Consider the following 22,811-nt stretch of genomic DNA (forward strand, 5'->3'; position numbering starts at 1 on the left):
TTGCTATGAGTTCCCCCTCCGAACGCTACCTTGCGGCCGCCGAACGGGTGGCCTTCTCGAAGACCCGGCTGTACTCGTTCAGCCAGACGCTCGGATTTGAACTCGACCCGTTCCAGCGCGAGGCGTGCGAGGCCCTGGAGCGCGGCCGCGGCGTCCTGGTCGCGGCTCCCACCGGCGCCGGCAAGACCGTCGTCGGCGAGTTCGCCGTCTACATGGCCCTGCAGCGGGGACTCAAGGCGTTCTATACGACGCCGATCAAGGCCCTGAGCAACCAGAAGTACAACGAGCTCGTGGCCACCTACGGCGCCGAGCGGGTGGGGCTGCTCACCGGGGACACCTCGGTTAATCCGCACGCGGACGTGGTGGTGATGACCACCGAGGTATTGCGGAACATGCTGTACGCCAATTCCGACACCCTGCTGGACCTGGCCTATGTGGTGATGGACGAAGTCCACTACCTGGCCGACCGGTTCCGCGGCGCCGTGTGGGAAGAAGTCATTATCCACCTGCCCGACGACGTGCAGTTGGTCTCACTGTCTGCGACCGTCTCCAACGCGGAGGAATTCGGTGCCTGGCTGGACACCGTCCGCGGCGACACCGACGTGGTGGTGTCCGAGCACCGCCCCGTCCCGCTGTGGCAGCACGTCATGGTCGGCTCGGACTTATTCGATCTTTTCGCCGGCGACGTCGCCTTCGACGAAACCGCGCAGGAAGCCGGCGGCGGCCGCGCCTACGAGGTGAACCCGGAGCTGTTGAAACTGGCGTCGGCCGAGCACCGGCTCAACCGCAGCGCCAACTGGGGCCGTTCCGGCGGCCGGCGCGGGCGGCGCGCGCCCGAACCACCGCGGCAGGCGCTGACCCGGATTCGGCGCGCCAGCCGGCCGCAGGTCATCGCCAAGCTCGACAGCGAGGGACTGCTGCCGGCCATCACGTTCATTTTCTCCCGTAACGGCTGCGACGCCGCCGTCAAGCAGTGCCTGGAATCCGGGTTGCTGCTCACCACGGAGAAGGAACGCGCCGTCATCGTCCGCCGGGTGGACGAGGCCGTGCAGGACATCGCCGAAGAGGACCTGGACGTGCTGGGCTTCTGGACCTGGCGCGAAGGCCTGTCCCGCGGATTTTCCGCCCACCACGCCGGCATGCTGCCGACGTTCAAGGAGGTGGTCGAGAAGCTCTTCGCCGACAATCTGGTCCGCGCCGTCTTCGCCACGGAGACGCTGGCGCTGGGCGTCAATATGCCTGCGCGGACGGTGGTGCTGGAGAAACTGGACAAGTTCAACGGCGAGGCGCACGTCGACATCACGGCCGGGGAGTACACGCAGCTCACCGGCCGCGCCGGGAGGCGGGGCATCGACGTCGAGGGCCATGCCGTGGTGCTCTGGCAGCCCGGTACCGATCCGGGAGCCGTAGCGGGCCTGGCCTCACGGCGGACCTATCCGCTGAACTCCAGCTTCCGGCCCACCTACAACATGAGCATCAACCTGATCGCGCAGTTCGGCCGCGGCCCGGCCCGGGAGATCCTGGAAACCTCGTTCGCACAGTTCCAGGCCGACCGCTCCGTGGTCGGCCTGGCCAAGCAGGTGCGCAGCCGGGAAGAATCGCTGGCCGGCTACGAGAAGGCCATGAGCTGCCACCTGGGCGACTTCAACGAATACGCCCGCCTGCGCCGGGACCTGAACGAGGTCGAGAAACGCGCCTCCCGCACCCAGTCCCGGCACCTCCGCTCGGCGGCGGCATCGTCCCTGGACCGCCTGCGCCGCGGCGACATCATCGATATTTCTGCGGGCCGGAACCTCGGCTACGCCGTGGTGCTGGACCGGGACGAAGCCGCCCGCGAGCCCCGTCCCACGGTGCTGACCCAGGAAAAACACATCCGCCGCATCTCCGTCGACGACTTCCAGGGCCCGGTGGAGGTACTCTCCACCATCCGGATCCCCAAGACGTTCAACGCGCGCAGCCCCAAGGAACGCCGCGATCTGGCGTCCTCGCTGCGCAATGCCCTGCACGACAAGCGCCCGCCGCGGCGGGGGAGCGAGCACCGTGACTTCATCGTCCCCGGCGGGACACAGGCCGAGCGGCAGATCAACGACCTGCGCCGAAAACTCAAGGCCCACCCCTGCCACGGCTGCAGCGACCGGGAAGACCATGCCCGCTGGGCCGAGCGCTGGTGGAATCTCCGCAAGGAAACCGACCAGCTGGTGACGCAGATCCAGGGCCGCACGAACACCATCGCCAAGACCTTCGACCGGGTCTGCCAGGTGCTCGACAGCTATGGCTACCTGGAGACCGGCGGCGACGGCGTCGCCATCAGCCCCGCCGGAGAACGGTTGCGGCGGATCTACGGCGACCGTGACCTGCTGGTGGCGCTGTGCCTGGAGCAGGACGCCTTCGCGGGGCTCACCGCCGCGGAACTGGCGGCCTTCGTCTCCTGCCTCGTGTACCAGGCCAAGCGGGAAGAGGCCGGCATCCGGCCCAAGATGCCCTCGGCGGCCATGGAAGCGTCCGTCATGATCGCCGTCCGTGAGTGGTCGCAGCTGACTGATCTCGAGGAACAGCACCGGCTGCCGCTCACCGGCGAGCCGGAGCTGGGACTCGCCTGGCCGATGTACAAGTGGGCCAGCGGCCGGTCCCTGCAGACCGCGCTCAAGGGCACGGACCTGGCCGCCGGCGACTTTGTCCGGTGGGCCAAGCAGGTGATCGACCTGCTGGACCAGCTGATCAAAGTGCCCGCCCTCGATCCTCAGCTCGCGGCCCGCGGCAGGCAGGCCATTGGCTTGGTCCGCCGGGGCGTCGTCGCCTACGCCGCCGTGGCCGAATAGCGTCGGTCCCGCGCGCACCACCCTTTTGAAAGGATTTCCATGAGCGAATCTGTACTGCCCGCTGCCACGGGCCTCACGCTGTACCGCAATGGCAGCATCTACAGCGCCGCCGACCCGTACGCCACGGCGATGCTCATCGACGGCGGCACCGTGGCCTGGATCGGGTCGGAACATGCCGCGACGTCCATCGCCGACGGCAGCATGCGCGTCGTCGACCTCGATGGACGCCTGGTGGCGCCCGGTTTCGTGGACGCGCACGCCCACGTGACGCAGACGGGGCTCGCCCTGTCCTCGCTCAACCTGACCGGCTGCGCATCGCTGGTGGAACTGCTCGACGCCGTCGCCGCCGCTGCCCGGCAGGACGGCGGCCCCGTCCTGGGCCACGGTTGGGACGAAACCCGGTGGCCCGGGAACCGCGCCCCCTCCGCCGCCGAACTGGACCGGGCGGCCGGCGGAGCGGAGGTCTTCCTGACGCGGGTGGATGTCCATTCGGCGGCCGTCTCCGCCGCGCTGGCGTCCCGCCTGTCGCTCTCGGAGGTGCCGGGCTGGTCGGTTACCGGGACGGTCAGCGGGCCGGCCCTTGAACGGGTTCGGGCCGCGGTCCAGACCCCTGCAGCAGGCCGGCGTGAAGAGCTCCAGCGGCTGGCCCTGCGGCACGCTGCGTCCCGCGGGTACGTCGCCGTCACGGAGATGGCCGCCCCGCAACTGGGGCCCGCAGAGGACCTGCTGGCGCTGCTCGCGCTCGGCGATGCCGAGCCCGGACCGAGGATCCTGCCGTATTGGGGGGAGCTGATGACCTCCGCCGAACAGGTCAAGGAAACGGTGCACTACTTCTCCGGCCGCCTCCGGGGGCTGGGCGGGGACCTGACCATGGACGGGTCCATCGGATCGCATTCGGCGGCCGTCAGTGCGGGCTACGCCGACCTCCCGGGGGCCCACGGGACGCTCTATCTCGACACCGAGGCTGCGGCGCGGCATGTGGAACTGACGGCGGAGCAGGGCATCCAGGCGGGTTTCCATGTGATTGGCGATGCCGGTCTGCTGCGGGTGCTCGACGCCCTGGACTTGGCCGCCGAACGCGTCGGGGACGCTGCGGTACGTTCGGCCCGCCACCGCCTCGAACATGTGGAAATGGTGCCCGAAGGGGCGCTGGAGCGGATGCTCCGGCACGGGGTCACCGCCAGCATGCAGCCGCTCTTCGACGCCTATTGGGGCGGGGCGGAAGGCATGTACGCCACGCGGCTCGGCGCCGAATCGGCACTCGCCATGAACGCAGTGGGAACGCTGCAGACTGCGGGCGTTCCGGTCGCGATCGGTTCCGACGCCCCGGTCACGGAACAAAGTCCGTGGGCCGCCGTGAAGGCGTGCCTGGAGCACCATAACCGGTCCGAGCAGATCTCGGCCCGGGCGGCGTTCCTGGCGCACACCAGGGCCGGTTGGCGAGCCGCGGGAGAACGGAACCCCATGGAGGGCCAGCTGGCTCCGGGCACTCCCGCGACGTTCGCCGTCTGGGACGCGGACGAACTCTCCATCCAGACTCCCGACTCGCGGGTGTCCGCCTGGAGCACCGATGCACGTGCCGGCACGCCGATGCTGCCCTCTCTGGACAGCGGCAGGTTGCCGGTGTGTGTCCGCACCGTGATGAATGGAGTAACCATTTATAACGGCTCCTGAGGCCGGTCCGGTTTGGGCTGACGCCGAAAAATCTGAACGATTTGCTTGATTTCGGTGACTTTCGGCGGCCAGGAGCCCCGCTCTGACGTGCAGGTATGGACAAAACCGCAGGTCAGAGCGGTATTGACACATGCCGCTCAGCCAGTAGGCTGAACTCTCAATGGGCCGGTATTTCTTCGCGGATTCCGGTCCGTGCCGGGGAGAGAGGCTGCTGGCGGCACCTGCCTGCGGGCGGGTTGCGCCCGATGTCCCTTGACGAACCGGCACTTCCAGGGTAGGTCCGCACGTCAGTAGAAAACATGTCTGCGTTCCCCCACAGGTTTGCTTTCGTGGCCCGAAGGCGTGCGGACCTACCCTTCCTTCCACCTGAGGCCGCTGGCCGGGCGTGCCCGCCCGCCTCCGGTACATACTCATGGCCTATACTGGACCGTCGATGCGGAAGCCCCCGGGTATCTCCGGCTCGAGGAAATCTGCGGTTAGCAGCACAACGTTCGAAAGGCCACTGAGTGCGGGTCGTCACCATCATCCCGACGTATAACGAGATCGAGTCCCTCCCGAAGACAGTAGCCCGCCTCCGTACCGCCGTACCCGGCTCGGACATCCTGGTGGTCGACGACAATTCCCCGGACGGCACCGGAACCCTGGCCGACCGACTGGCGGCCGACGACTCCGCCATCCACGTCCTCCACCGCGAAGGGAAAGCGGGGCTCGGCGCCGCCTACATCGCCGGCTTCCGCTGGGGGCTTGACGCGGGGTACGACGTCCTGGTGGAGATGGACGCCGACGGCTCCCACCAGCCCGAGGAGCTGACCCGCTTACTGGGCGCACTCGACGGCGGCGCTGACATGGTCAAGGGCTCGCGTTGGATTCCGGGCGGGAAAGTGGTCAACTGGCCTCTCCACCGCAAGGCCATTTCCTTGGCCGGCAGCCTGTACTCCCGGCTCATGCTGGGCGTGGCCATCCGGGACATCACCGGCGGCTTCAACGCTTTCAAGGCCGGGACCCTGCGCGCCATCGATCTGGACAGCGTGGAATCGGTTGGTTACTGCTTCCAGATCGACCTCACCTGGCAGACCCTGAAGGCAGGACTGGCGGTCCGTGAAGTGCCGATCACCTTCGTCGAACGCGAATACGGCGACTCGAAAATGAGCGGCGGCATCGTGCTGGAGTCCATCCTGCTGGTCACCAAGTGGGGGATCGCGGACAAGTGGCGGAAACTCCGCGCCCGCAAACGCTGACCGCCGAACGCAGAAAAACCCGACGGCACCAACCCGACGGCACAAAAGAGAGAGGGAGCGCGCCCGTCAGGGCGCGCGCCCGCTCTCGGAGGATGGGCGGTCAGGCCTTAAGCCGTGCGCCGTTCCCCGCGGCGTTCGCGCAGCTTGGTCAGGCGGTCCTCGAGGATCTGTTCGAGCTCCTCAACGCTGCGGCGTTCCAGCAGCATGTCCCAGTGGGTGCGCACCGGCTTGGCATTCGGATCCACGGGCTTTTCTCCGTTGACCAGGAGTGCTTCCTTGCCCGACTTGGAAACCCATACCGGGGGGATCTCGGCTTCTGCGGCAAAGGTCACGAACACCTGCTCGCCGTCCTCGCAACGGTACTCAACGCGCTGGCGCGGAGCCGGTTCGACACCGGATTCAGTCTCCATGCTCTGCGCTCCGAGGCGCATACCCCGCAGGCTACGATCGCTCATGATCTCTCCCTCTTGTCTTGTGGCGGACCGGCGGCTGGACCGCGTCCGCGATGGCTCGCTAACAGTCTCAACGTCGGCGGGCGGCCGTCTGTTCCCGGCCGCGATGATAACGCGAATCCCGCCTGCGTCAAGGATGGTTGTAGGCGGCAACTTCCCGGCAAACCACCCATTATAGTCCGGGCAGCGGTCCAGGGTAAACCAAAGCCGGGAGCCGGGAGCATCCGACCCGCTGACGCTCCGGGCTCCCGGCCCCGTGCCTGTTTCTGCTGTCTCAGCCGCGCAGCTCGCTGCCGCTCATTGAGGCGGCCGGGGCCGTCTCGCTGTCCGGCGTCGCCGTTCCCAGCAGGTTGCCGATGCCCTTGAGCGCTTCGCCGACCTCGCTGGGGATGATCCAGAGCTTGTTCGACTCGCCTTCGGCGATCTTGGGCAGCGTCTGCAGGTACTGGTAGGCCAGCAGCTTCTGCGTCGGGTTGCCCTTGTGGATGGCGTCGAACACCTTCTGAATTGCCTGGGCCTCGCCGTCGGCGCGCAGGATCGCTGCCTTGGCGTCGCCCTCGGCGGCGAGGATGGCCGCCTGGCGCTGGCCTTCGGCCGTCAGGATCTGAGACTGTTTCGTGCCTTCGGCGGTCAGGATGGCCGCCCGGCGGTCGCGCTCGGCCCGCATCTGCTTTTCCATCGAGTCCTGGATGGAGTGGGGCGGATCGATCGCCTTGAGCTCCACGCGGGAGACGCGGATGCCCCAGCGTCCGGTGGCCTCGTCCAGGACGCCGCGGAGCTGGCCGTTGATCTGGTCGCGTGAGGTCAGCGCCTCTTCCAGGTTCAGGCCGCCCACGACGTTGCGGAGCGTGGTGGTGGTCAGCTGCTCCACGGCCTGGATGTAATTGGCGATCTCATAGGTCGCGGCGCGGGCATCGGTCACCTGGAAGTAGACGACGGTGTCGATGGAGACTACCAGGTTGTCTTCGGTGATGACCGGCTGCGGCGGAAAGGACACGACCTGTTCGCGCAGATCCAGCAGCGGCAGCAGCCGGTCCACGAAGGGGATCAGGATGGTCAGCCCGGGGTTCAGCGTGCGCTGGTACTTGCCCAGCCGTTCCACGACGCCTGCCCGTGCCTGCGGGATGATCCGCACGGCGCGGACCAGCACGATCACGACGAAGACGATCAGGACCAGCAGCACGATCCAGATTCCGATATTGCTATCCATAGTTCCCCTCTAAGAGTGGTGTCAGTGGGTCACGGTGCCGGCACGATGCCCGCCCGGGTCTTACTGGGCCGGCAGCGGCCCGTCTGCGCGCTGCGGTGTCACGACGGCGGTTGCCCCCTCGATCCGAGCCACCGAAACGCGCTGGCCGGCTGGGATGGCAGACCCGTCCGCCGACCGGGCCGACCAGGTGTCACCGCCAATCTTCACCACGCCGGAATGGCCGGTGACGGATTCGAGGGTCATCGCCGATTCGCCGATCAGCCGGTCAATGTTGGTGGCGAGGTCCCGCGGTCCGCTGCGCAGATGCCGCAGCGCTACCGGTCGGACGAAAAGCACCATCAGCAGCGCGACCACGCAGAAGATGACCACCTGCATCCAGAAGGGCAGGCCGAGCAGCGCTCCGAACAGGGCCACGAGCGCGCCGGAGGACATCATGATGAAGAAGAGGTCCAGCGTCATCATTTCGACGATGGCCAGGATCAGGAACACGGCCAGCCAGAGGACCCAGCTGTTGGCGACGAGCCATTCGATCATCAGTACCCCCTGATGTTGGAGCAGCCGCAGTCGCGTAGGCCTGCCTCTTTCACGCGTGCATGAACCGCGGGCTGCTGCTGCCCTTGATACCACCATCATGCCCGACGACGGCGCGTGGGCGGAGTGAAATTCGCCACTTCCGGGCGGTGCGGGGCGTTTCGTGGCCAAGTTGTGACCAGAAAGGCCGTCCGGCGGGCCGGGGTGCGTTGCTGGATAGGATGATCCAGTGCTGAACACCGCGCCCTGCCGCGCACCCCGGAGCGGGCCATGCGAACCCTGCTGACCAGCAATCGGCTGTTCCTGAAGACCCTGCGGCTGCTGGCCGGCCTCTTCGCCTACGGGATCGCCATTGCGCTGATGATCCGGGCCAACCTTGGCTCGGCCCCCTGGGATGTGCTCAGCCAGGGCGTGGCCAGGACCACGGGCATCAGCTTCGGCTGGGCCACGGTGGCGATCAGCGCGGCCGTGCTGCTGTTGTGGATCCCGCTGCGGCAAAAGCCGGGCGCGGGAACGGTCGCGAACGCCATCCTCGTCGGGTTTTTCGCCGACTTCGGGCTGTTGCTCATCCCGTTCTGGGACCACCTGGCCGCGCAGGTTCTCTCGTTCACTGCCGGACTGGTCCTGCTGGCGGCGGCCAGCGCGCTGTATATCGGGGCAGGCCTCGGACCCGGCCCCCGGGACGGCCTGATGACCGGCCTGCACGCCGCCACCGGCTGGCAGGTCTGGATAGTCCGCACCGGCATCGAAGCGGCGGCGACCCTCGCCGGGTGGCTGCTCGGCGGCGTCGTGGGCCTCGGCACGCTCGTGTTCGTCCTGGCCATCGGACCCTTGATCCAGCTGTTTTTGAAGTGGATGTTCGTCGACCTGAATCCGGGTGTCCGGAAGAAAACCCCAGCCAGGGCCGGCCGCGGCCAGCGGGGGCGCTCGGGCTCCCGGCCGCGCTAGCCGGCGGGGCGGACGGGCTCCCCGCCGCGGCCTCGGCGCCGGTACGTACTCACGGTGAAACGCGCGGTGACCTGAAGCGGTCGACCGGCCTCCCCGACGGCCGCACGCACCGCGTCGGCGTCGGTGTGGTGGGCGTTGGGCCCCATCATCACCAGCCGCACGATGTCCTCCGTGTCCAACTGAAGCGGCACCTGCAGCGGATCGGCGGCCAGCTCTTCGAATTCGCCGCCCAGGGCCGCCCCCAGCCGGTCAGCCTTGTCGCTATCGACGGCCAGCAGCGGGACCACGTCACGCAGCTCGTCCAGGTGCCCCGGCGCAGCTGTGGCGACCACCAGGTGCCCGTTCGGTTTCAGCACCCGGGCGAATTCGGCCGGGTTGCGGGGGGCAAACACGTTGAGGATCAGGTCCACGGTCCCGGCCGCCAGCGGCAGCGGCTTCCAGAGGTCCCAGACCAGGCACAAGGCATCCGGCAGCGTCCGGGCCGCGCGCCGGAGGGCGAACTTGGACAGGTCCAGCGCCACGGCCCGCCCGTCGCCCAGCCCCTTGAGGACGGCTGCGAGGTAGTAGCCGGTGCCGGCGCCGGCATCCAGCACCACGGGAGCGGGGGAGCCGTGCCGGAGGGCGCCGACCGTCCGGGATAGCTGCTCCGCCAGGGGTGCGTAGTGGCCGGCACCCAGGAACGCCTCCCGGGCGGAGACCATGTCGGCACTGTCCGGAATGAACCGGGTGCCGCGCCCGGTGAGCATATTGACATACCCCTGCCGGGCGCCGTCGTACTGGTGGCCGTCCGCGCAGCGGAGCCCTTGGGCCGGGGAGGGCCCGGCGACTATCAGTCCTTCCCCGCAGACCGGGCAGAGCAGCAGCGGGATCAGGTCCGGGAAGTGCGGGGCGGAGGGCATGCTCCATCCTAGGCAAAGCCGGACGATGATCGGCCGATTGGCTCCGGCCTGCTGGTGAGACTAGGCTCACAGTCGTGCGATCTGAAGACATTGCTTTATTAAATTCCGTGTCCGCCCCCACGCTCCATCCGGACGGCGGCAGGGCCGCGGTTTCGGCCACGCATCCAGACTTTGCGTCGGACAGCTACGTGGGGCAGCTGTGGGAAGTCCCGCTGGACGACGGCGGTGCCGCGCCGCGCCGCCTCACGCGCGGTTTCCGGGACACGGCACCCGCCTACTCGCCCAACGGGCTCTGCCTGGCGTTCCTCCGCGCGGCCGGACCGGGGGAACGGGCGCAACTGATGGTGGTGGACAGCCGGGGCGGGGAGCCGGTCGCGGTCACCGACGAGAAACTGGGTGTCTCCTCGTTCGTCTGGTCCCCGGACTCACGCCGCCTGGTCTTCGCGGCCCGGGTCCCCGCCGGCGGACGCTACGGCACGATGGACGGCGTTGGTCCCGGAGCCGAGGATCCCCGGCTGGTCACCGGCTACAAGTACCGCCTGAACGGGGTCGGCTATACCGGGGACAAGCGTGCCCAGCTGTTCGCGGTGGACGCACCGGATGTGCAGGCCGAACCGCCGGTCGCTCCGGTCGGCCGCGCCGCCCGCCAGGCGGGCCGGGACGGCGAAGCCGATTTTACCGCCGTGCCCGAGGCGCGCCGGCTGACGTTCGCGGACGCCGACCATGACGGCCCGGCCTTCAGCCCCGACGGCCGCACGCTCTACTTCACCGCGGCCCTCCACGAGGGAGCCGACGAGGACCTGCGCCGGGACGTGTTCGCGCTGGAGCCCGACGATGCCGGCGGCAGTCCGCGGCTGATGTCCAACCTTTCCGGGCCGCTCCTGGCCGCCGCGTCGCCGCGGCCCAGCGCCGACGGCCGCTGGCTGTTCTACCTGGGCAGCCTGATCGGCGGCGGGAGGGACTTCGTGGCGCAGAATGCCGCGCTGTACGCGGCTCCGGTCTCCGCCCCCCACGACGTGCGCCGCCTGACCGATCCGGAGGGGACGGACCTGGCCGAAGGCACGCTGGTGGCGGCCGGTCCGGATGCGGTGCTGGCCCTGAACCGGCACCGCGGCGCCGTGCAGCTGGTGGAAGTCCCGGCAACCGGCGGCATAGCCGTCCTGGTCGACGGCCCGCTGACCGCAGCGGCGGCCGACCGGGCGGCGGGCCGCACCGTGGTGAGTTTCTCGGACGCGTCGACCGCCGGCGACCTGGGGCTCGTGACCGGCAGCGGACTGACCCGCCTGACAGATTTTTCCGCTGCGCTGCGGGACTCCGGCATCATTGCGCCGCGGGAAGCGACCTTCGCTTCGGCCGACGGGTACCCGGTGCACGGCTGGGTGCTGCTGCCCGAGGGCCGGGGGCCGCACGCCGTGCTGCTGAACATCCACGGCGGGCCGTTCGCGCAGTACGGCTGGGAGGTTTTCGACGAGGCACAGGTCTACGCCCGGGCCGGCTACGCCGTCGTCATGTGCAACCCCCGCGGTTCAGCGGGCTACGGGCAGGCGCACGGGCGCGCCGTCAAGGGCTCCATGGGAGCCCTCGCCATGGCCGACGTCCTGGCATTCCTGGAGGGATCCATCGCCAAGTACCCGCAGCTGGACGGCACGCGGCAGGGCATCATGGGCGGATCCTACGGTGGCTACTTGACCGCCTGGACGGTGTCCCGGGACCACCGGTTCACTGCCGCAATCGTGGAGCGGGGCTACCTGGATCCGCCGTCGTTCGTCGGTTCCTCGGACATCGGCTGGTTCTTTTCGGACGAATACACCGGCACTGATCCGGAGCAGGTGCGCGGCCAGAACCCGTTCGCCGGGCTGGATTCCGTCCGGACGCCGGTGTTCGTCATCCATTCCGAAGACGACCTGCGTTGCCCGCTGGAACAGGCCCAGCGCTACTACGTGGGCCTCAAGCAGCGCGGCGTCCCCACGCAACTGCTGATCTTCCCCGGGGAGAACCACGAGCTGTCCCGTACCGGTACGCCGTGGCACCGGAAGCAGCGCTTCGACGAGATCCTGGGCTGGTGGGCGGCCCACCTTCCCACGGCGCAGAACAACGACGGCGGACACGCGGCAGCCGCCGAACCGGATCCCGCAACACGGGCGTAGTCCGGCGGCCGGGCCGGCGGCAGGGCCGGGGTCGGCACGTTCCGTTTCGTTTCCGGCCCGGCACCGTGCCGGCCGGCGACGTGCCGGCACGGTGCGGAGCTAGAAGGCCAGGCCGGCGCGTGCCCGGTCGATCGTCGGCTGCGCCCAGTGCCGGGTGTATTCGTCATTGCCGCTCAGGGACCGGGGCTGCATCTTGTCCACGTAGATCGTGCCCGAGAGATGGTCCGTTTCGTGCTGCACGATCCTGGCCTGCCAGCCCGAGAAGGTTTCGCGTGCGCGCCCACCGTCGGGCCGTTCGAAGTCGAGGTCGACGCTGCGGGGGCGTTCGACCACCGCCTGGTAGCCCGCGAAGGACAGGCACCCCTCATAGAATGCGGCTGTCTCGTCGCCGCGGGCGCGGTAGGACGGATTGATGATGGCGAAGTAGGGGAGCGGGGCTCGTTCACGGGTTGCGGCCACCTCCACGTCCGGCTGGAAGGTATCCTCGAGGACCGCGATGCGCAGCGGGATTCCGATCTGCGGCGCCGCCAGCCCGACGCCGGGCGCCGCATGCATGGTCCGGCGCAGGAGCGCGAGCAGGGCGTTCAGGTCCGCGTCGTCCAGTTGGCCGTCGAACGTCGCGGCGGGCTGCCTCAGCACGGGCTCGCCTACCTGCAGGATGGGGGCAGGGTCACCGGAGGCGGCCAGCGCATGGACCAGATCGCGCAGGCGTTCCGCAGGGTAGTCAGTCACAGCTGCCAGTGTAGGGCGCGCCGGCCCTTCCTGCGCCGCTAGCCGCTCCGGTCCGCGGAGGAGCAGGCGTCGGTAATGAACCGGTATATCTCCCGGGTGAAATCCCGTCCGCCGTCCAGCCGCAGTACGCCGTGTCCGCTCGCCGTCCTGATGGATACCGGAATCTTGGTGCCCAGCTTGTCCTCGGCCAGCGCATGGGGATCGCAGCGGGTCGGCACGACGCGCAGGGCCAGCCGCGACACCGGATCCGTCCCGGCCACCCGGATGTCTTTGGGCCACGGGTGTTCGGCGTCTTCGCTGAGCAAGGTGGTGGTCCCGAAGGATTCGATGACCAGCGACCCCTTCCCGCCGGACGGCTGGACATCAATTCCGACGACGGCCGCGCCGCGCCCGGCCAGCACCTGAAGCCCGGGGTTGACCCGAAGCCCGGCCACCGAAGCCGCCGCCTGCGCCAGGCAGTCCCCGGTGTAGTTGCGCGAGAGCACACCGTGCGGATCGCCGGCAGGAACTTCCACCGTGCCCGGCGCGGAGCCCTCGCCGTCCAGGGTCACCGCTATCCGATGCTCTGCAGCAGTCGGGGACGGACCGGCGGAGCACCGGGCGGCCGGCAGGTCAGCCGGCAGGCTCACCGTCGCACCGGGCGACACCTTGGTCCCGCCGGTGCGCGTCGGCTTCCAGTCGGCGGCGTCGTCGTAAAGCGGGGAATGCAGCGCCGCGGAGGTGACGAGCAGGGGCTGCGCGGAGGTGTTGGTGATCATGAGGTTGACCACCCGGTCCGTGTAGTCGGCCCGGCTCTGGTCCACGGCGGCAGCGATCAGGTTCCGGGCGCTCGGGGATGCAGGGGAGAGGCTCCCGGGAGCGCCCGAACATGCGGCCAGCAGGGCCGCCGTCATCAGCAGCACCACCAAGCCGCTGCGGTACCGCAGGGGACCGGGAACCATGCCACTAAGGTAGTACCAACTCCAGTGGACGTGCTCCTCACCGGCAGCGAAAGGGCAACCTGTGGCCGAACGATTGATGCTCCTCGACACCGCGTCGCTGTACTTCCGGGCCTTCCACGCCCTGCCGGACACGATCAAAGCCAAGGACGGCACCCCCGTGAACGCCGTGCGCGGGCTGCTCGACATCATGGCCCGGCTGATCACCGACTACCGACCCACCCGGCTGGTGGCCTGCTGGGACAACGACTGGCGCCCCGCGTGGCGGGTCGAGCTGCTCCCCACCTACAAGAGCCACCGCGTGGCCAGGCCGGTGCCGGACGGCCTCGATATCGAGGAGACGCCGGCGGGCCTGGTGGAACAGCTGCCCCTGATCCGCGAGGTGCTCGACGCGCTCAACGTCGCCGTCATCGGCGCGGACCATCACGAGGCCGACGACGTCATCGGCAGTCTCGCGGCCCAGGCCGACGTGCCCGTGGACATCGTCACGGGGGACCGGGACCTCTTCCAGTTGGTGGACGACGACCGCGCGGTGCGGGTGATCTACACGGCGCGGGGCATGAGCAACCTCGAGGTGATGACCGACGTGTCGGTGGTGCGCAAGTACAGCGTGCTGCCCAGCCAGTACGCGGACTTCGCCACGTTGCGCGGGGACACGTCCGACGGCTTGCCCGGAGTTGCGGGCATCGGCGACAAGACGGCGGCCGGGCTGCTGAAGGACTACGGCAGCCTCGGCGGAATCGTTGCGGCGGCAGCGGACCCAACGGCTGCCATGGCCGCACGGATGCGGGCCAAGATCACGGAGGCCGCCGATTACCTCGACGTCGCCCCGACCGTTGTCGGCGTTGTCCGCGACCTGGAGCTCGGGACGTTCGATGCCACCCTCCGGCCGCTGCGCCCCGAAGAGGCAGAACGGCTTGAGCAGCTCGCGAAGGACCTGAACCTGGGCGGACCGTCCCGCCGCATCCGCCAAGCGCTTGAGGCGGTCGGCGAGGCGGCAGAGTAACGCCGGCCGCGGCGGACCAAAAATCCGGAGCGGGTTCCGGACAAGTCCATTAAGGTAAAGACGTAATCGTTGCCGCGGCGGGCGGAGTGGCGCCCGCAGGCCAGGCACACGAACCGAGCGGACAGCGGCCTTGCTGGCGCAGGGTCGGGCCGTGCGGGCGAGGCACCCAAGGGATGGAGACAGCAATGAGCACGGCCACGACGAGGGACCTGCAACCGGCGTCAGTGCATTCGGCGGACAGCCACGACCTGATCCGGGTGCAGGGCGCCCGGGTGAACAACCTCAGGGACATCAATATCGAGATCCCTAAACGGCGGCTCACGGTGTTTACCGGGGTCTCGGGATCGGGCAAGAGTTCGCTGGTGTTCAGCACCATTGCCGCGGAGTCGCAGCGCCTGATCAACGAGACCTACAGCGCGTTCGTCCAGGGCTTCATGCCGACCTTGTCGCGTCCCGAGGTCGACTTCCTCGCCGGCCTGACCACCGCAATCATCGTGGACCAGGAACGGATGGGCGCCAACCCGCGTTCCACCGTGGGCACGGCCACCGACGCCAACGCCATGCTGCGGATCCTCTTCAGCAGGCTGGGCGACCCGTCTATCGGGTCGCCCAACGCCTTCTCCTTCAACGTCCCGTCGGTCAAGGCCAGCGGGGCCATCACGGTCGAGCGCGGCGGCAAGACCAAGGCGGAGAAGGCGACCTTCAACCGCCTCGGCGGGATGTGCCCGCGTTGCGAGGGCATGGGCTCGGTCAGCGATTTCGACCTGTCCGCGCTCTACGACGAGACGAAGTCGCTTTCCGAAGGCGCGCTGACGGTACCCGGCTACAGCATGGACGGGTGGTACGGCCGCATCTTCAGCGGCGCAGGACTGCCGATGGACAAGCCGATTGCGAAGTTCACCAAGAAGGAGCTCCACCAGCTGCTCTATTCGGAGCCGACCAAGATCAAGGTGGAGGGGATCAACCTCACGTATGAGGGCTTGATTCCCAAGGTCCAGAAATCGATGCTCTCCAAGGACCGTGAGGCGATGCAGCCGCACATCCGGGCCTTCGTGGACCGCGCGATCACCTTTGCCACCTGTCCCGATTGCAACGGGACCCGGCTCGCGCAGGAGGCGCTGTCGTCGAAAATCCGCGGCAAGAACATCGCAGATCTTTGCCGGATGCAGATCAGCGACCTGGCCGAGTGGATCCGCGATCTAAAAGAGCCGTCGGTCGCGCCGCTGCTCACCGGCCTGCAGCACCTGCTCGATTCGTTTGCGGAGATCGGATTGGGTTACTTGTCGCTCGACCGGCCGGCGGGGACGTTGTCCGGGGGAGAGGCACAGCGCACCAAGATGATCCGCCACCTGGGCTCGTCGCTCACCGACGTAACCTACGTGTTTGATGAACCCACCATCGGCCTGCACCCCCATGACATCGAGCGGATGAACCAGTTGCTGCTTCAGTTGCGGGACAAGGGCAACACCGTGCTGGTGGTGGAGCACAAGCCCGAGACCATAGCCATTGCCGACCACGTCGTGGATCTCGGGCCGGGCGCGGGCACGTCGGGCGGGACGATCTGCTTCGAAGGCAGCGTTGAGGAACTGCGGGGGAGCGACACCACCACCGGCCGCCACTTCGACGACCGGGCGTCCCTGAAGGAGTCGGTCCGCCCGTTCACGCGTGCCCTGGAGGTTCGGGGCGCCTCGACGCACAACCTTCAGGACGTGGACGTCGACGTCCCGCTCGGAGTGCTTGCGGTGATCACCGGGGTCGCCGGCTCGGGCAAGAGTTCGCTGATCCACGGCTCGGTCGCGCGCCGCCCCGGCGTCGTGGTGATAGATCAGGGAGCGATCAAAGGGTCACGGCGCAGCAATCCTGCCACCTACACGGGATTGCTCGAGCCGATCCGCAAGGCATTCGCCAAGGCCAACGGCGTCAAGCCGGCTCTGTTCAGCTCCAACTCCGAGGGCGCGTGCCCCGTTTGCAACGGCGCCGGCGTCATCTACACCGAACTGGGCATCATGGAGACCGTCGAGTCCACCTGCGAGGAATGCGAGGGGAAGCGGTTCCAGGCGGCGGTGCTGGAATACACGCTCGGCGGCCGGAACATCGCGGAGGTGCTCGCCATGCCGGTGACCGAGGCCGAGGAGTTCTTCGGCACGGGCGATGCGCGCACCCCGGCCGCCCACAAGATCCTGGAGCGGCTCGCCGACGTGGGACTCGGCTACATGACGCTCGGCCAACCGCTCACCACGCTGTCCGGCGGCGAAAGGCAACGGCTCAAGCTGGCGACACAAATGGCCGACAAGGGCGACGTCTACGTGCTCGATGAGCCAACGACGGGACTTCACCTGGCCGACGTCGAGCAGCTGCTCGGCCTGCTGGACCGCCTCGTCGACTCCGGCAAGTCGGTCATCGTGATCGAGCACCATCAGGCCGTCATGGCGCACGCCGACTGGATTATCGACATCGGGCCCGGGGCGGGGCATGCCGGCGGCCGCATTGTCTTCGAGGGGACGCCGGCCGATCTCGTCGCCGATCGTTCCACGTTGACCGGCAAGCACCTGGCGGCCTACGTCGGTGCCTGAGGACTAAAGCAGCCGCCGGAGTCCCGAACTCCGGCGGCAGCAGGTGGGTGCAGAGTTATGTCAAGCTACTGCTGGTTTCAGGGGAGCGACGACTTCATTGCGAGGGATCCCTGCACTCGCGGTTGCCGGAAAACAGCCTTTCCAGCCCACTATCGGGTCTCGCCTCGAATTCGCCGCCCAAATGGCGTGACATCGAGCTCTGGCTGCCTGTAGCCGGCGTTCGGCCGTGAGCTCGTGTGACTGTGAACGTCATGGATCATTGGAGCGGCCAGCAGCACACAGTCGGCCTGCCACGAGATGTTCCGGCCAGCGGGTGCAGGCCGGTACTTCGCAAAACTGGGTAGGACACGCAGCCAACGACCGATTAAGCATGCGCCACAGCAGGAGGCGAACCGCCACGGCTTGGGCCTTTCCGTAACGCCGATAATCCACATTATGTCAAGTAGAACAGTGGTTCTTGCATCCGATTCAAGAACCCCCTCCTCCGTCATCCTTGGGCGACTCTGGCGTCCAGCCCCTTCTGCCAATCCGCTCTGGTCGGCTGATAGCCGACGTTATGAAGGCTGGTCGTTTGAGCCGCCTATTGGCGGGCTTGGTTCTGATGGTTGGGCCACCCGTGAAGTTCGAGGCATGCGTGCCGCATAGATTCAGGCAGGATGGGTTGCCTGGAAGAGAGTGTTTCCGCGGGATAGTCAGTACTCCCGGGCCTCGACCATCTCCAGGATGTGCGTTTTGGCCTCGCCGACCTTGGCCGGAGACTTCTCCGGGGATGGCCACACCTTGGTGCGCAGGGTGTCGAGGAACGCGCCGGCTTCGGCTACCGAGTCGAAGTCAATGTCGAGCATTACTTCATGGTCCTGCTCCGCAGGGCGGAATATCCGGTAGCCCCGCGCTCCGGAGCGCTCCCGTCCGGCGGCGTCGTTCTCGAAGGCGCTCCTCCACATCTCATAGTCACGAACCTGAAGGTCGATCCGCAGCGTTGCCATTGGTTCTCATCCTTCCCTACAGTTGCCGAGCATTCATTACCCGGCACATGTAATCATTACGTTGATATTCTACTCTTATGGGAACAACGGTCAAGAGCCGCAGGTACGATTCACCCCGCCGCCGGGAACAGGCGGAGGCGACGCGCAAGGCAATCCTTGACGCTGCCCAGCGGCTCTTTGAGCGCCAGGGCTACCCCTCAACATCGATGCCCGCCATTGCCGAAGAAGCAGGCGTAGCGCTGAAGACGATTTACGTCTACTTCGCCACCAAGGCAGCGCTGGTGCACACGCTATGGGGCGCCCGGTTCGGCGCTGAAGAAGCAAAGCTGCCTGTCTTGGAACGGGACTGGTACCAAGCCGTGGTCGAGGAACCCGACCCGGAACGGAAGCTCCGCTTGGTCGCAGCCCAGGGACGCCGCGTTAAAACCCGGTCCGGAGCGTTACTGGAAATGATCCGCACCGCCGCGTCAGCCGACCCCGAGATCGCCGACCTCTGGGCAGGCATCCAAGGGAAACTCCTCGATGTGCAGCGCGCCATCGTCGAGCAACTCCATGCCAGCGGATCCCTCGCCCCATCGCTGAACGTCTCGAGGGCAACTGACATCCTCTGGACGCTTAACCACCCGAATGTGTGGCAACTCCTGGTCTCAAACCGCGGCTGGACCGACGAAGAGTACGAGCGATGGCTGGGCGACGCCTTCTGCTTACAACTCCTCCGCTCCCCCGCCGCGCCCCACGATGGGACAAGCCCCGCCCACCACTAGAGGCAGGTGGTCGATAGCCGACGTTATGTGAGGCTAGTTGCCTGAGGCCATAGAGAGGGGTCAATCGGCGAGTTCCTAGCGCTTGTCCAGGCGCGGAGCATCGCATGTAGATAGATAACGTTGGAGATGACGGGGTGCCACGCCGCGCACCGAATGAGTCAGTTCAAGAATGGACAATAAGCGCCGCGACTCGATCCAGTTCGTCCTCGGAGTTGTAAAAATGAACGGCCAGCCGAATCCTGCCGGCACGAACAGAAGCGACCACATTGGCCTGATTAAATCGCTCAAGGACCGCTTCGGTGTCGTCGGCCTGGACGGAAAAAATGGTGGAACGGTTCTCCGCAGCGATGGGCCGAAAGGCCAAGCCCTGTGCTGTCAGTGCGTCCTGCAGGCGGGTCGCCAACTGAGCGTTGCGCTCCAGAAGCGCAGTCGTCCCAAACCGGCGGAAGATGCCTAATGCCGCCTGCTCTGCCATTGCTGGAAACCAGGCCAGCGAGGCATCGAGTTTAGAAGCAGTGGGTGACAGGTCCATCACTGGCCCGTAGAAGCTCTCTGCTGGTTTTCGTGCTGCCTTCCACCCCGGGCCGACCGGATGTATGCGATCCAACAACTCAGGCCGGACATAGAGGTAGCCCATACCACGCGAGCCGAGCAAGAATTTGTGGCTTGCGGCGGCGAGGAAGTCGACGCCGTCGCGCACGACGTCCAGCGGTACCGCCCCAGCAGCTTGGCAGGCATCAACGAAAAACCATGCTCCGGAGTTTCTCGCGATCTTGCTGATGGCTTTCAGGTTGGCTCGGAAGCCGTTGGCTGAATGAACTGCACTTACAGCTATGAGCCGGGTCCCGCCGTCCGCAGCTAGGTCAAACTCTTCGATCGACACGTCCTCCCCCGCTGGCGACACGGTCCGCACTTCGTAGCCGCGCTCTCGTAGCAGCAGCCACGGATAGTAGTTTGACGTGAACTCATTGTCAGCGACAACGATGTTCTCACCACGGTTCGCCCACGGCAGATTAGCGGCCACAATCCCAGCGGCGGTACTCACCGCCGGAACGATGGCGACGTCCGCGGCAGTGGCGCCGATGATCTCAGCGAAGACGCTGCGAGCGTCCTCCCCGGCCCGTTCTGCTTCGCTCCAATTGAACTTCCCCACAGCCCACTGCTCAACCGACCGCTCATAGGCTTCACGGGCCGGGGTACAGCCAACGTTCATGCTCGCTGTGTTGAGATAAATAGTGTCTCCGAGCCCGGGAAACAGCCCCCGGAGGTCAGCAACCGACATTAGAGCGCCTCCATAGAACCCGAGCACCGTTAGAAACGTGGGCCCAACCATTAGCCGGGGTAGAGAACGCTTTCATCGTATTGCCAATACTGAGGCCCGGCCAGCCCTAGAGGCGTTTCCCCAGAAGGAACTTCCAAAAGGGATCGAGTCCCCCCTGCTCGGTCGATAATGGTGGTTACCAGTAGTCTCGATGTGGCCCCACGAGCGAAGCCGGCCCGGGCCAGTGCGCCTCCCCTTCCAAGGTTCGAGAGGCCTTCCCGGACGGATGCGCTTAGCGGAACCGAGCGAAGACTCGAACCGGGCCAGCTTCGAAATCCGATCCCTCGGTCAGTCCCATGGATTGGTAGAAGGCGCGCTGCCGAGGTTCATCATCAGTGATGAGCACCGTTTGCCGAACGTGCTGGTACCGCTCCCTCACCTGATCAAAAAGGGCGCGTCCGACGCCGGTTCCCTGAAACGCCGGGTGTACCAAGATGTCTTGCACATAACAGATTGTTGCATCGTCCGAAACGGCCCGTGCGAGGCCTATTAGCCTGCCGTGTTGAGTCCGAGCCACTGCTACGAAGGAGGAGTTCCTTATCGCACAATAGAGCAGATCTGGGTTGTTGGTGTAAGCAGTCCAACCGACAGACTCATAGAGCGAAAGCAGTTCTGCATCGGAGACTGGCAGGGCGGTCGATATCGTGAAAGCAGCCACGGACCTAGTGTTGCACTGCGATATCCCTCGGCAATTAATGCCGGTGGAGTCCCGCGTCCCCGGCTACGCCATGGAGGTCCTTCACCTCGGTTCGGGACCCGGTTTCGGCAGGTCCTTACCGCCCGCACGAGGCATCCAGGCGTCGCTGAAGCGGGCCAGAAGAGGACCTGCGACCGCCAGGATCATCACATATGCCGCGGCGATGGGCCCCACCACTGTGTAGCCTGCCGCAACGGCCAAACCCGCAATGACGACGGAAAACTCCCCCCGGGTGATCAGGGCGGCCCCCGCCCGGAGCCGTCCACGCTGCCGAACGCCTTCCTTTCCTGCTGCCCACCAGCCTGTACCCAGTTTGGTAGCAGCGGTCACGACGGACAGCAGCAGTGCTGCAGGCAGGATTGGCCACATGTCCGCAGGATCGATGGCCAGGCCGAAGGTCACAAAGAAGATCGCTGCAAAGAGATCGCGCAGCGGGCTCAAAACGTGCCGGGCACGGTCGGCAAAGTGCTGGGGAATCGCTATGCCCACCAGGAAAGCGCCGACTGCCGCACTGGCGCCCATCCCCTCGGCCACGCCGGCAACGGCCAATGTAATGCCGAGGAGGCGCAACATGACCTGTTCATTCTGGGGATGAGACAGCAGACGTCCCATCCGGTACCCGGCCTTGCGTGCCGCGACAAGGGCGAGCGTCACGGCGCTTGCGGCCAGGGCAACTCCCCCGGCTGCCTGCCAGGCTCCGCCGCCGGCAAGAACCACAACCAGGATTGGAAGGAACAGCGCCATGGCGATGTCCTCCAAAACCAGTATCGACAGCACCGCCGGCGTCTCCCGATTTCCCAACCGGCCCAGGTCATTCAACAGCCTGGCGATGATGCCGGACGAGGATATCCAGGTGACTCCCCCAAGTGCCATAGCCGCCTGCCACGGCAGCTGCAGCACCAGTCCCAACAGGAACCCGGGTACCGCGTTCAGCAGGAAATCGATCAAACCCGAGACCCGATGCCGCTTGAGGCTGTACATCAGCTCGGCCGCGGAGAACTCGAGCCCCAGCAGGAGCAGCAAAAGGACGATGCCGATCTCCCCCGCGGTTTCCACAAAGGGCCCCGCTGCATGCACCGGCAGCAGCCCGTCCTCTCCGAACGGCAACCCGGAAAGGAGGTAAAACGGGACCGGTGAAAGGCCAAGCCTGTGTGCCAGGAACCCGAGCCCGGAGAGGACGGTGAACAGCACTCCCAGTTCGATCAGGAGGAGCGACAGGTGTGTCACGTTCAGGTGGCGGTCGGCGCATTGATGAGAGCTTCGAGTGCGGCCAGCCCATCGGCCGACCCCAGGGCTATCAGGTCATCGTTGGCTAAGAGATGCTCTTGTGGGGTGGGGCCCGTGATCACGCGCTCCCCGCGTATGATCGCCACGATTGAGCACCCCGTCCGGCTGCGGGCCTTGCTGTCCCCCAGCGGCCGGCCCGCATACGGTGAGTTGGGCCGAACGGCGAAGCGGCTCGTTTCCAATCCCGGGACCTCCCGGGAGAGATCCGCAAAGCGTTGCATGATCCGGGGCGCGCCCAATAGCTCGGCCAGCTGTAACGCTTCTTCCGGTTCCAATTGGAGCTTGCTGACTGCCCGGTCCGGATCGGCTTCGTCAAAGGTCAGGATGTCGGCGCCGCCATTCCGGTCTATCACCAGGGAAAAATTGACGTTGGTCCTCGTCTTCAGGTCATATCGCATGCCGACGCCGGGGAGCATGGTTTCGACGATTTCCACAGCACGATCCTAGGTTGAAGGCCGATATTACCCGGCCCACAACGGCACAGACCCCGGAGTGCAAAGCGGCCTTGCCGAAGATCAGGCCGATGGATTCTGATCGGTTGCGGGCCCTGCCGGAGATGCAAGCGCGTCTCCGTGTCGGCTACGGTATC

Annotated in this window: 19 protein-coding genes; 8 read left to right on the forward strand and 11 right to left on the reverse strand. The window is 66.8% G+C overall.

Going from position 1 to position 22,811, the window contains the following annotated elements; translation table 11 throughout:
- Positions 1 to 5 precede the first annotated feature (5 nt).
- From AC5RVZ_RS22365 to AC5RVZ_RS22375, 3 genes are all read left to right on the forward strand, one after another.
- Positions 6 to 2,819 (forward strand): DEAD/DEAH box helicase, encoded by a 2,814-nt coding sequence (locus AC5RVZ_RS22365; RefSeq protein ID WP_494067837.1) that lies wholly within the window; start codon positions 6 to 8, stop codon positions 2,817 to 2,819.
- Positions 2,820 to 2,858: 39 nt separating this feature from the next.
- Positions 2,859 to 4,493, forward strand: a complete 1,635-nt coding sequence (locus tag AC5RVZ_RS22370) for an amidohydrolase (protein WP_494067838.1) — start codon at positions 2,859 to 2,861, stop codon at positions 4,491 to 4,493.
- A gap of 506 nt (positions 4,494 to 4,999) precedes the next feature.
- On the forward strand, positions 5,000 to 5,731 hold the full coding sequence (locus AC5RVZ_RS22375; RefSeq protein ID WP_494067839.1) for a polyprenol monophosphomannose synthase: 732 nt from the start codon (positions 5,000 to 5,002) through the stop codon (positions 5,729 to 5,731).
- A gap of 107 nt (positions 5,732 to 5,838) precedes the next feature.
- Here the strand turns inward: AC5RVZ_RS22375 and AC5RVZ_RS22380 are convergent, their stop codons facing one another.
- The 3 genes from AC5RVZ_RS22380 to AC5RVZ_RS22390 form a co-directional block, all read right to left on the reverse strand.
- Positions 5,839 to 6,186, reverse strand: a complete 348-nt coding sequence (locus AC5RVZ_RS22380; RefSeq protein WP_493978444.1) for an RNA polymerase-binding protein RbpA — start codon at positions 6,184 to 6,186, stop codon at positions 5,839 to 5,841.
- 271 nt (positions 6,187 to 6,457) lie between these two features.
- Entirely contained in the window at positions 6,458 to 7,393 is a 936-nt protein-coding gene (locus AC5RVZ_RS22385; protein WP_494067840.1) for an SPFH domain-containing protein, read from the reverse strand.
- Positions 7,394 to 7,453: 60 nt separating this feature from the next.
- Positions 7,454 to 7,927 (reverse strand): NfeD family protein, encoded by a 474-nt coding sequence (locus AC5RVZ_RS22390; RefSeq protein ID WP_494067841.1) that lies wholly within the window; start codon positions 7,925 to 7,927, stop codon positions 7,454 to 7,456.
- Between the two features lie 267 nt (positions 7,928 to 8,194).
- Here AC5RVZ_RS22390 and yczE point away from each other — a divergent pair, with 267 nt between their 5' ends.
- Positions 8,195 to 8,872 (forward strand): membrane protein YczE, encoded by a 678-nt coding sequence (gene yczE, locus AC5RVZ_RS22395; protein WP_494067842.1) that lies wholly within the window; start codon positions 8,195 to 8,197, stop codon positions 8,870 to 8,872.
- Here the strand turns inward: yczE and AC5RVZ_RS22400 are convergent.
- Positions 8,869 to 9,771 carry a methyltransferase domain-containing protein gene (locus AC5RVZ_RS22400; protein WP_494067843.1) on the reverse strand — a complete coding sequence of 301 codons (903 nt, stop codon included), beginning with the start codon at positions 9,769 to 9,771 and terminating at the stop codon, positions 8,869 to 8,871. The genes yczE and AC5RVZ_RS22400 overlap by 4 nt on opposite strands.
- 74 nt (positions 9,772 to 9,845) lie before the next feature.
- On the opposite strand from AC5RVZ_RS22400, the gene AC5RVZ_RS22405 reads away from it, so the two are divergent.
- A complete protein-coding gene (locus tag AC5RVZ_RS22405; RefSeq protein ID WP_494067844.1) occupies positions 9,846 to 11,918 on the forward strand; it encodes a S9 family peptidase in 2,073 nt (690 codons plus the stop codon).
- 99 nt (positions 11,919 to 12,017) lie between these two features.
- On the opposite strand, the gene AC5RVZ_RS22410 is transcribed toward AC5RVZ_RS22405, so the two are convergent.
- Together AC5RVZ_RS22410 and AC5RVZ_RS22415 are read right to left on the reverse strand one after the other, a co-directional pair.
- Positions 12,018 to 12,650 carry a peptide deformylase gene (locus AC5RVZ_RS22410; protein WP_494067845.1) on the reverse strand — a complete coding sequence of 211 codons (633 nt, stop codon included), beginning with the start codon at positions 12,648 to 12,650 and terminating at the stop codon, positions 12,018 to 12,020.
- A 38-nt stretch (positions 12,651 to 12,688) separates the two neighbouring features.
- The gene (locus AC5RVZ_RS22415) at positions 12,689 to 13,591 is read right to left on the reverse strand and encodes a hypothetical protein (protein ID WP_494067846.1); all 903 of its coding nucleotides are present in this window, start codon (positions 13,589 to 13,591) and stop codon (positions 12,689 to 12,691) included.
- Positions 13,592 to 13,652: 61 nt separating this feature from the next.
- Between AC5RVZ_RS22415 and AC5RVZ_RS22420 the strand changes: the two genes are divergently transcribed.
- The gene (locus tag AC5RVZ_RS22420) at positions 13,653 to 14,594 is read left to right on the forward strand and encodes a 5'-3' exonuclease (RefSeq protein ID WP_494067847.1); all 942 of its coding nucleotides are present in this window, start codon (positions 13,653 to 13,655) and stop codon (positions 14,592 to 14,594) included.
- Positions 14,595 to 14,779: 185 nt separating this feature from the next.
- On the forward strand, positions 14,780 to 17,167 hold the full coding sequence (locus AC5RVZ_RS22425; RefSeq protein WP_494067848.1) for an ATP-binding cassette domain-containing protein: 2,388 nt from the start codon (positions 14,780 to 14,782) through the stop codon (positions 17,165 to 17,167).
- A gap of 692 nt (positions 17,168 to 17,859) precedes the next feature.
- Here the strand turns inward: AC5RVZ_RS22425 and AC5RVZ_RS22430 are convergent.
- A complete protein-coding gene (locus AC5RVZ_RS22430) occupies positions 17,860 to 18,153 on the reverse strand; it encodes a hypothetical protein (RefSeq protein ID WP_494067849.1) in 294 nt (97 codons plus the stop codon).
- A 77-nt stretch (positions 18,154 to 18,230) separates the two neighbouring features.
- Here AC5RVZ_RS22430 and AC5RVZ_RS22435 point away from each other — a divergent pair, with 77 nt between their 5' ends.
- Entirely contained in the window at positions 18,231 to 18,917 is a 687-nt protein-coding gene (locus tag AC5RVZ_RS22435; RefSeq protein ID WP_494067850.1) for a TetR/AcrR family transcriptional regulator, read from the forward strand.
- A gap of 163 nt (positions 18,918 to 19,080) precedes the next feature.
- Here the strand turns inward: AC5RVZ_RS22435 and AC5RVZ_RS22440 are convergent, their stop codons facing one another.
- From AC5RVZ_RS22440 to AC5RVZ_RS22455, 4 genes are all read right to left on the reverse strand, one after another.
- On the reverse strand, positions 19,081 to 20,199 hold the full coding sequence (locus AC5RVZ_RS22440) for an aminotransferase class V-fold PLP-dependent enzyme (protein ID WP_494067851.1): 1,119 nt from the start codon (positions 20,197 to 20,199) through the stop codon (positions 19,081 to 19,083).
- A gap of 271 nt (positions 20,200 to 20,470) precedes the next feature.
- Positions 20,471 to 20,896, reverse strand: coding sequence for a GNAT family N-acetyltransferase (locus AC5RVZ_RS22445; protein ID WP_494067852.1), 426 nt, complete (start codon positions 20,894 to 20,896; stop codon positions 20,471 to 20,473).
- Between the two features lie 81 nt (positions 20,897 to 20,977).
- Positions 20,978 to 22,162, reverse strand: a complete 1,185-nt coding sequence (locus AC5RVZ_RS22450) for a cation:proton antiporter (RefSeq protein ID WP_494067853.1) — start codon at positions 22,160 to 22,162, stop codon at positions 20,978 to 20,980.
- Between the two features lie 2 nt (positions 22,163 to 22,164).
- Positions 22,165 to 22,656: a cation:proton antiporter regulatory subunit gene (locus AC5RVZ_RS22455; protein WP_494067854.1), complete on the reverse strand. Its 492-nt coding sequence runs from the start codon at positions 22,654 to 22,656 to the stop codon at positions 22,165 to 22,167.
- Positions 22,657 to 22,811 lie beyond the last annotated feature (155 nt).

The organism is Arthrobacter sp. Cza30 (genome assembly GCF_059090765.1).

Bases quoted from the DNA above. Each gene is read 5' to 3' on its own strand.
- AC5RVZ_RS22365 (WP_494067837.1), top strand. From the start codon at position 6: ATGAGTTCCCCCTCCGAACGCTACCTTGCGGCCGCCGAACGGGTGGCC.
- AC5RVZ_RS22415 (WP_494067846.1), bottom strand. From the start codon at position 13,591: ATGGTTCCCGGTCCCCTGCGGTACCGCAGCGGCTTGGTGGTGCTGCTG.
- yczE (WP_494067842.1), top strand. From the start codon at position 8,195: ATGCGAACCCTGCTGACCAGCAATCGGCTGTTCCTGAAGACCCTGCGG.
- AC5RVZ_RS22385 (WP_494067840.1), bottom strand. From the start codon at position 7,393: ATGGATAGCAATATCGGAATCTGGATCGTGCTGCTGGTCCTGATCGTC.
- AC5RVZ_RS22435 (WP_494067850.1), top strand. From the start codon at position 18,231: ATGGGAACAACGGTCAAGAGCCGCAGGTACGATTCACCCCGCCGCCGG.
- AC5RVZ_RS22430 (WP_494067849.1), bottom strand. From the start codon at position 18,153: ATGGCAACGCTGCGGATCGACCTTCAGGTTCGTGACTATGAGATGTGG.
- AC5RVZ_RS22400 (WP_494067843.1), bottom strand. From the start codon at position 9,771: ATGCCCTCCGCCCCGCACTTCCCGGACCTGATCCCGCTGCTGCTCTGC.
- AC5RVZ_RS22370 (WP_494067838.1), top strand. From the start codon at position 2,859: ATGAGCGAATCTGTACTGCCCGCTGCCACGGGCCTCACGCTGTACCGC.
- AC5RVZ_RS22390 (WP_494067841.1), bottom strand. From the start codon at position 7,927: ATGATCGAATGGCTCGTCGCCAACAGCTGGGTCCTCTGGCTGGCCGTG.
- AC5RVZ_RS22425 (WP_494067848.1), top strand. From the start codon at position 14,780: ATGAGCACGGCCACGACGAGGGACCTGCAACCGGCGTCAGTGCATTCG.
- AC5RVZ_RS22440 (WP_494067851.1), bottom strand. From the start codon at position 20,199: ATGTCGGTTGCTGACCTCCGGGGGCTGTTTCCCGGGCTCGGAGACACT.
- AC5RVZ_RS22380 (WP_493978444.1), bottom strand. From the start codon at position 6,186: ATGAGCGATCGTAGCCTGCGGGGTATGCGCCTCGGAGCGCAGAGCATG.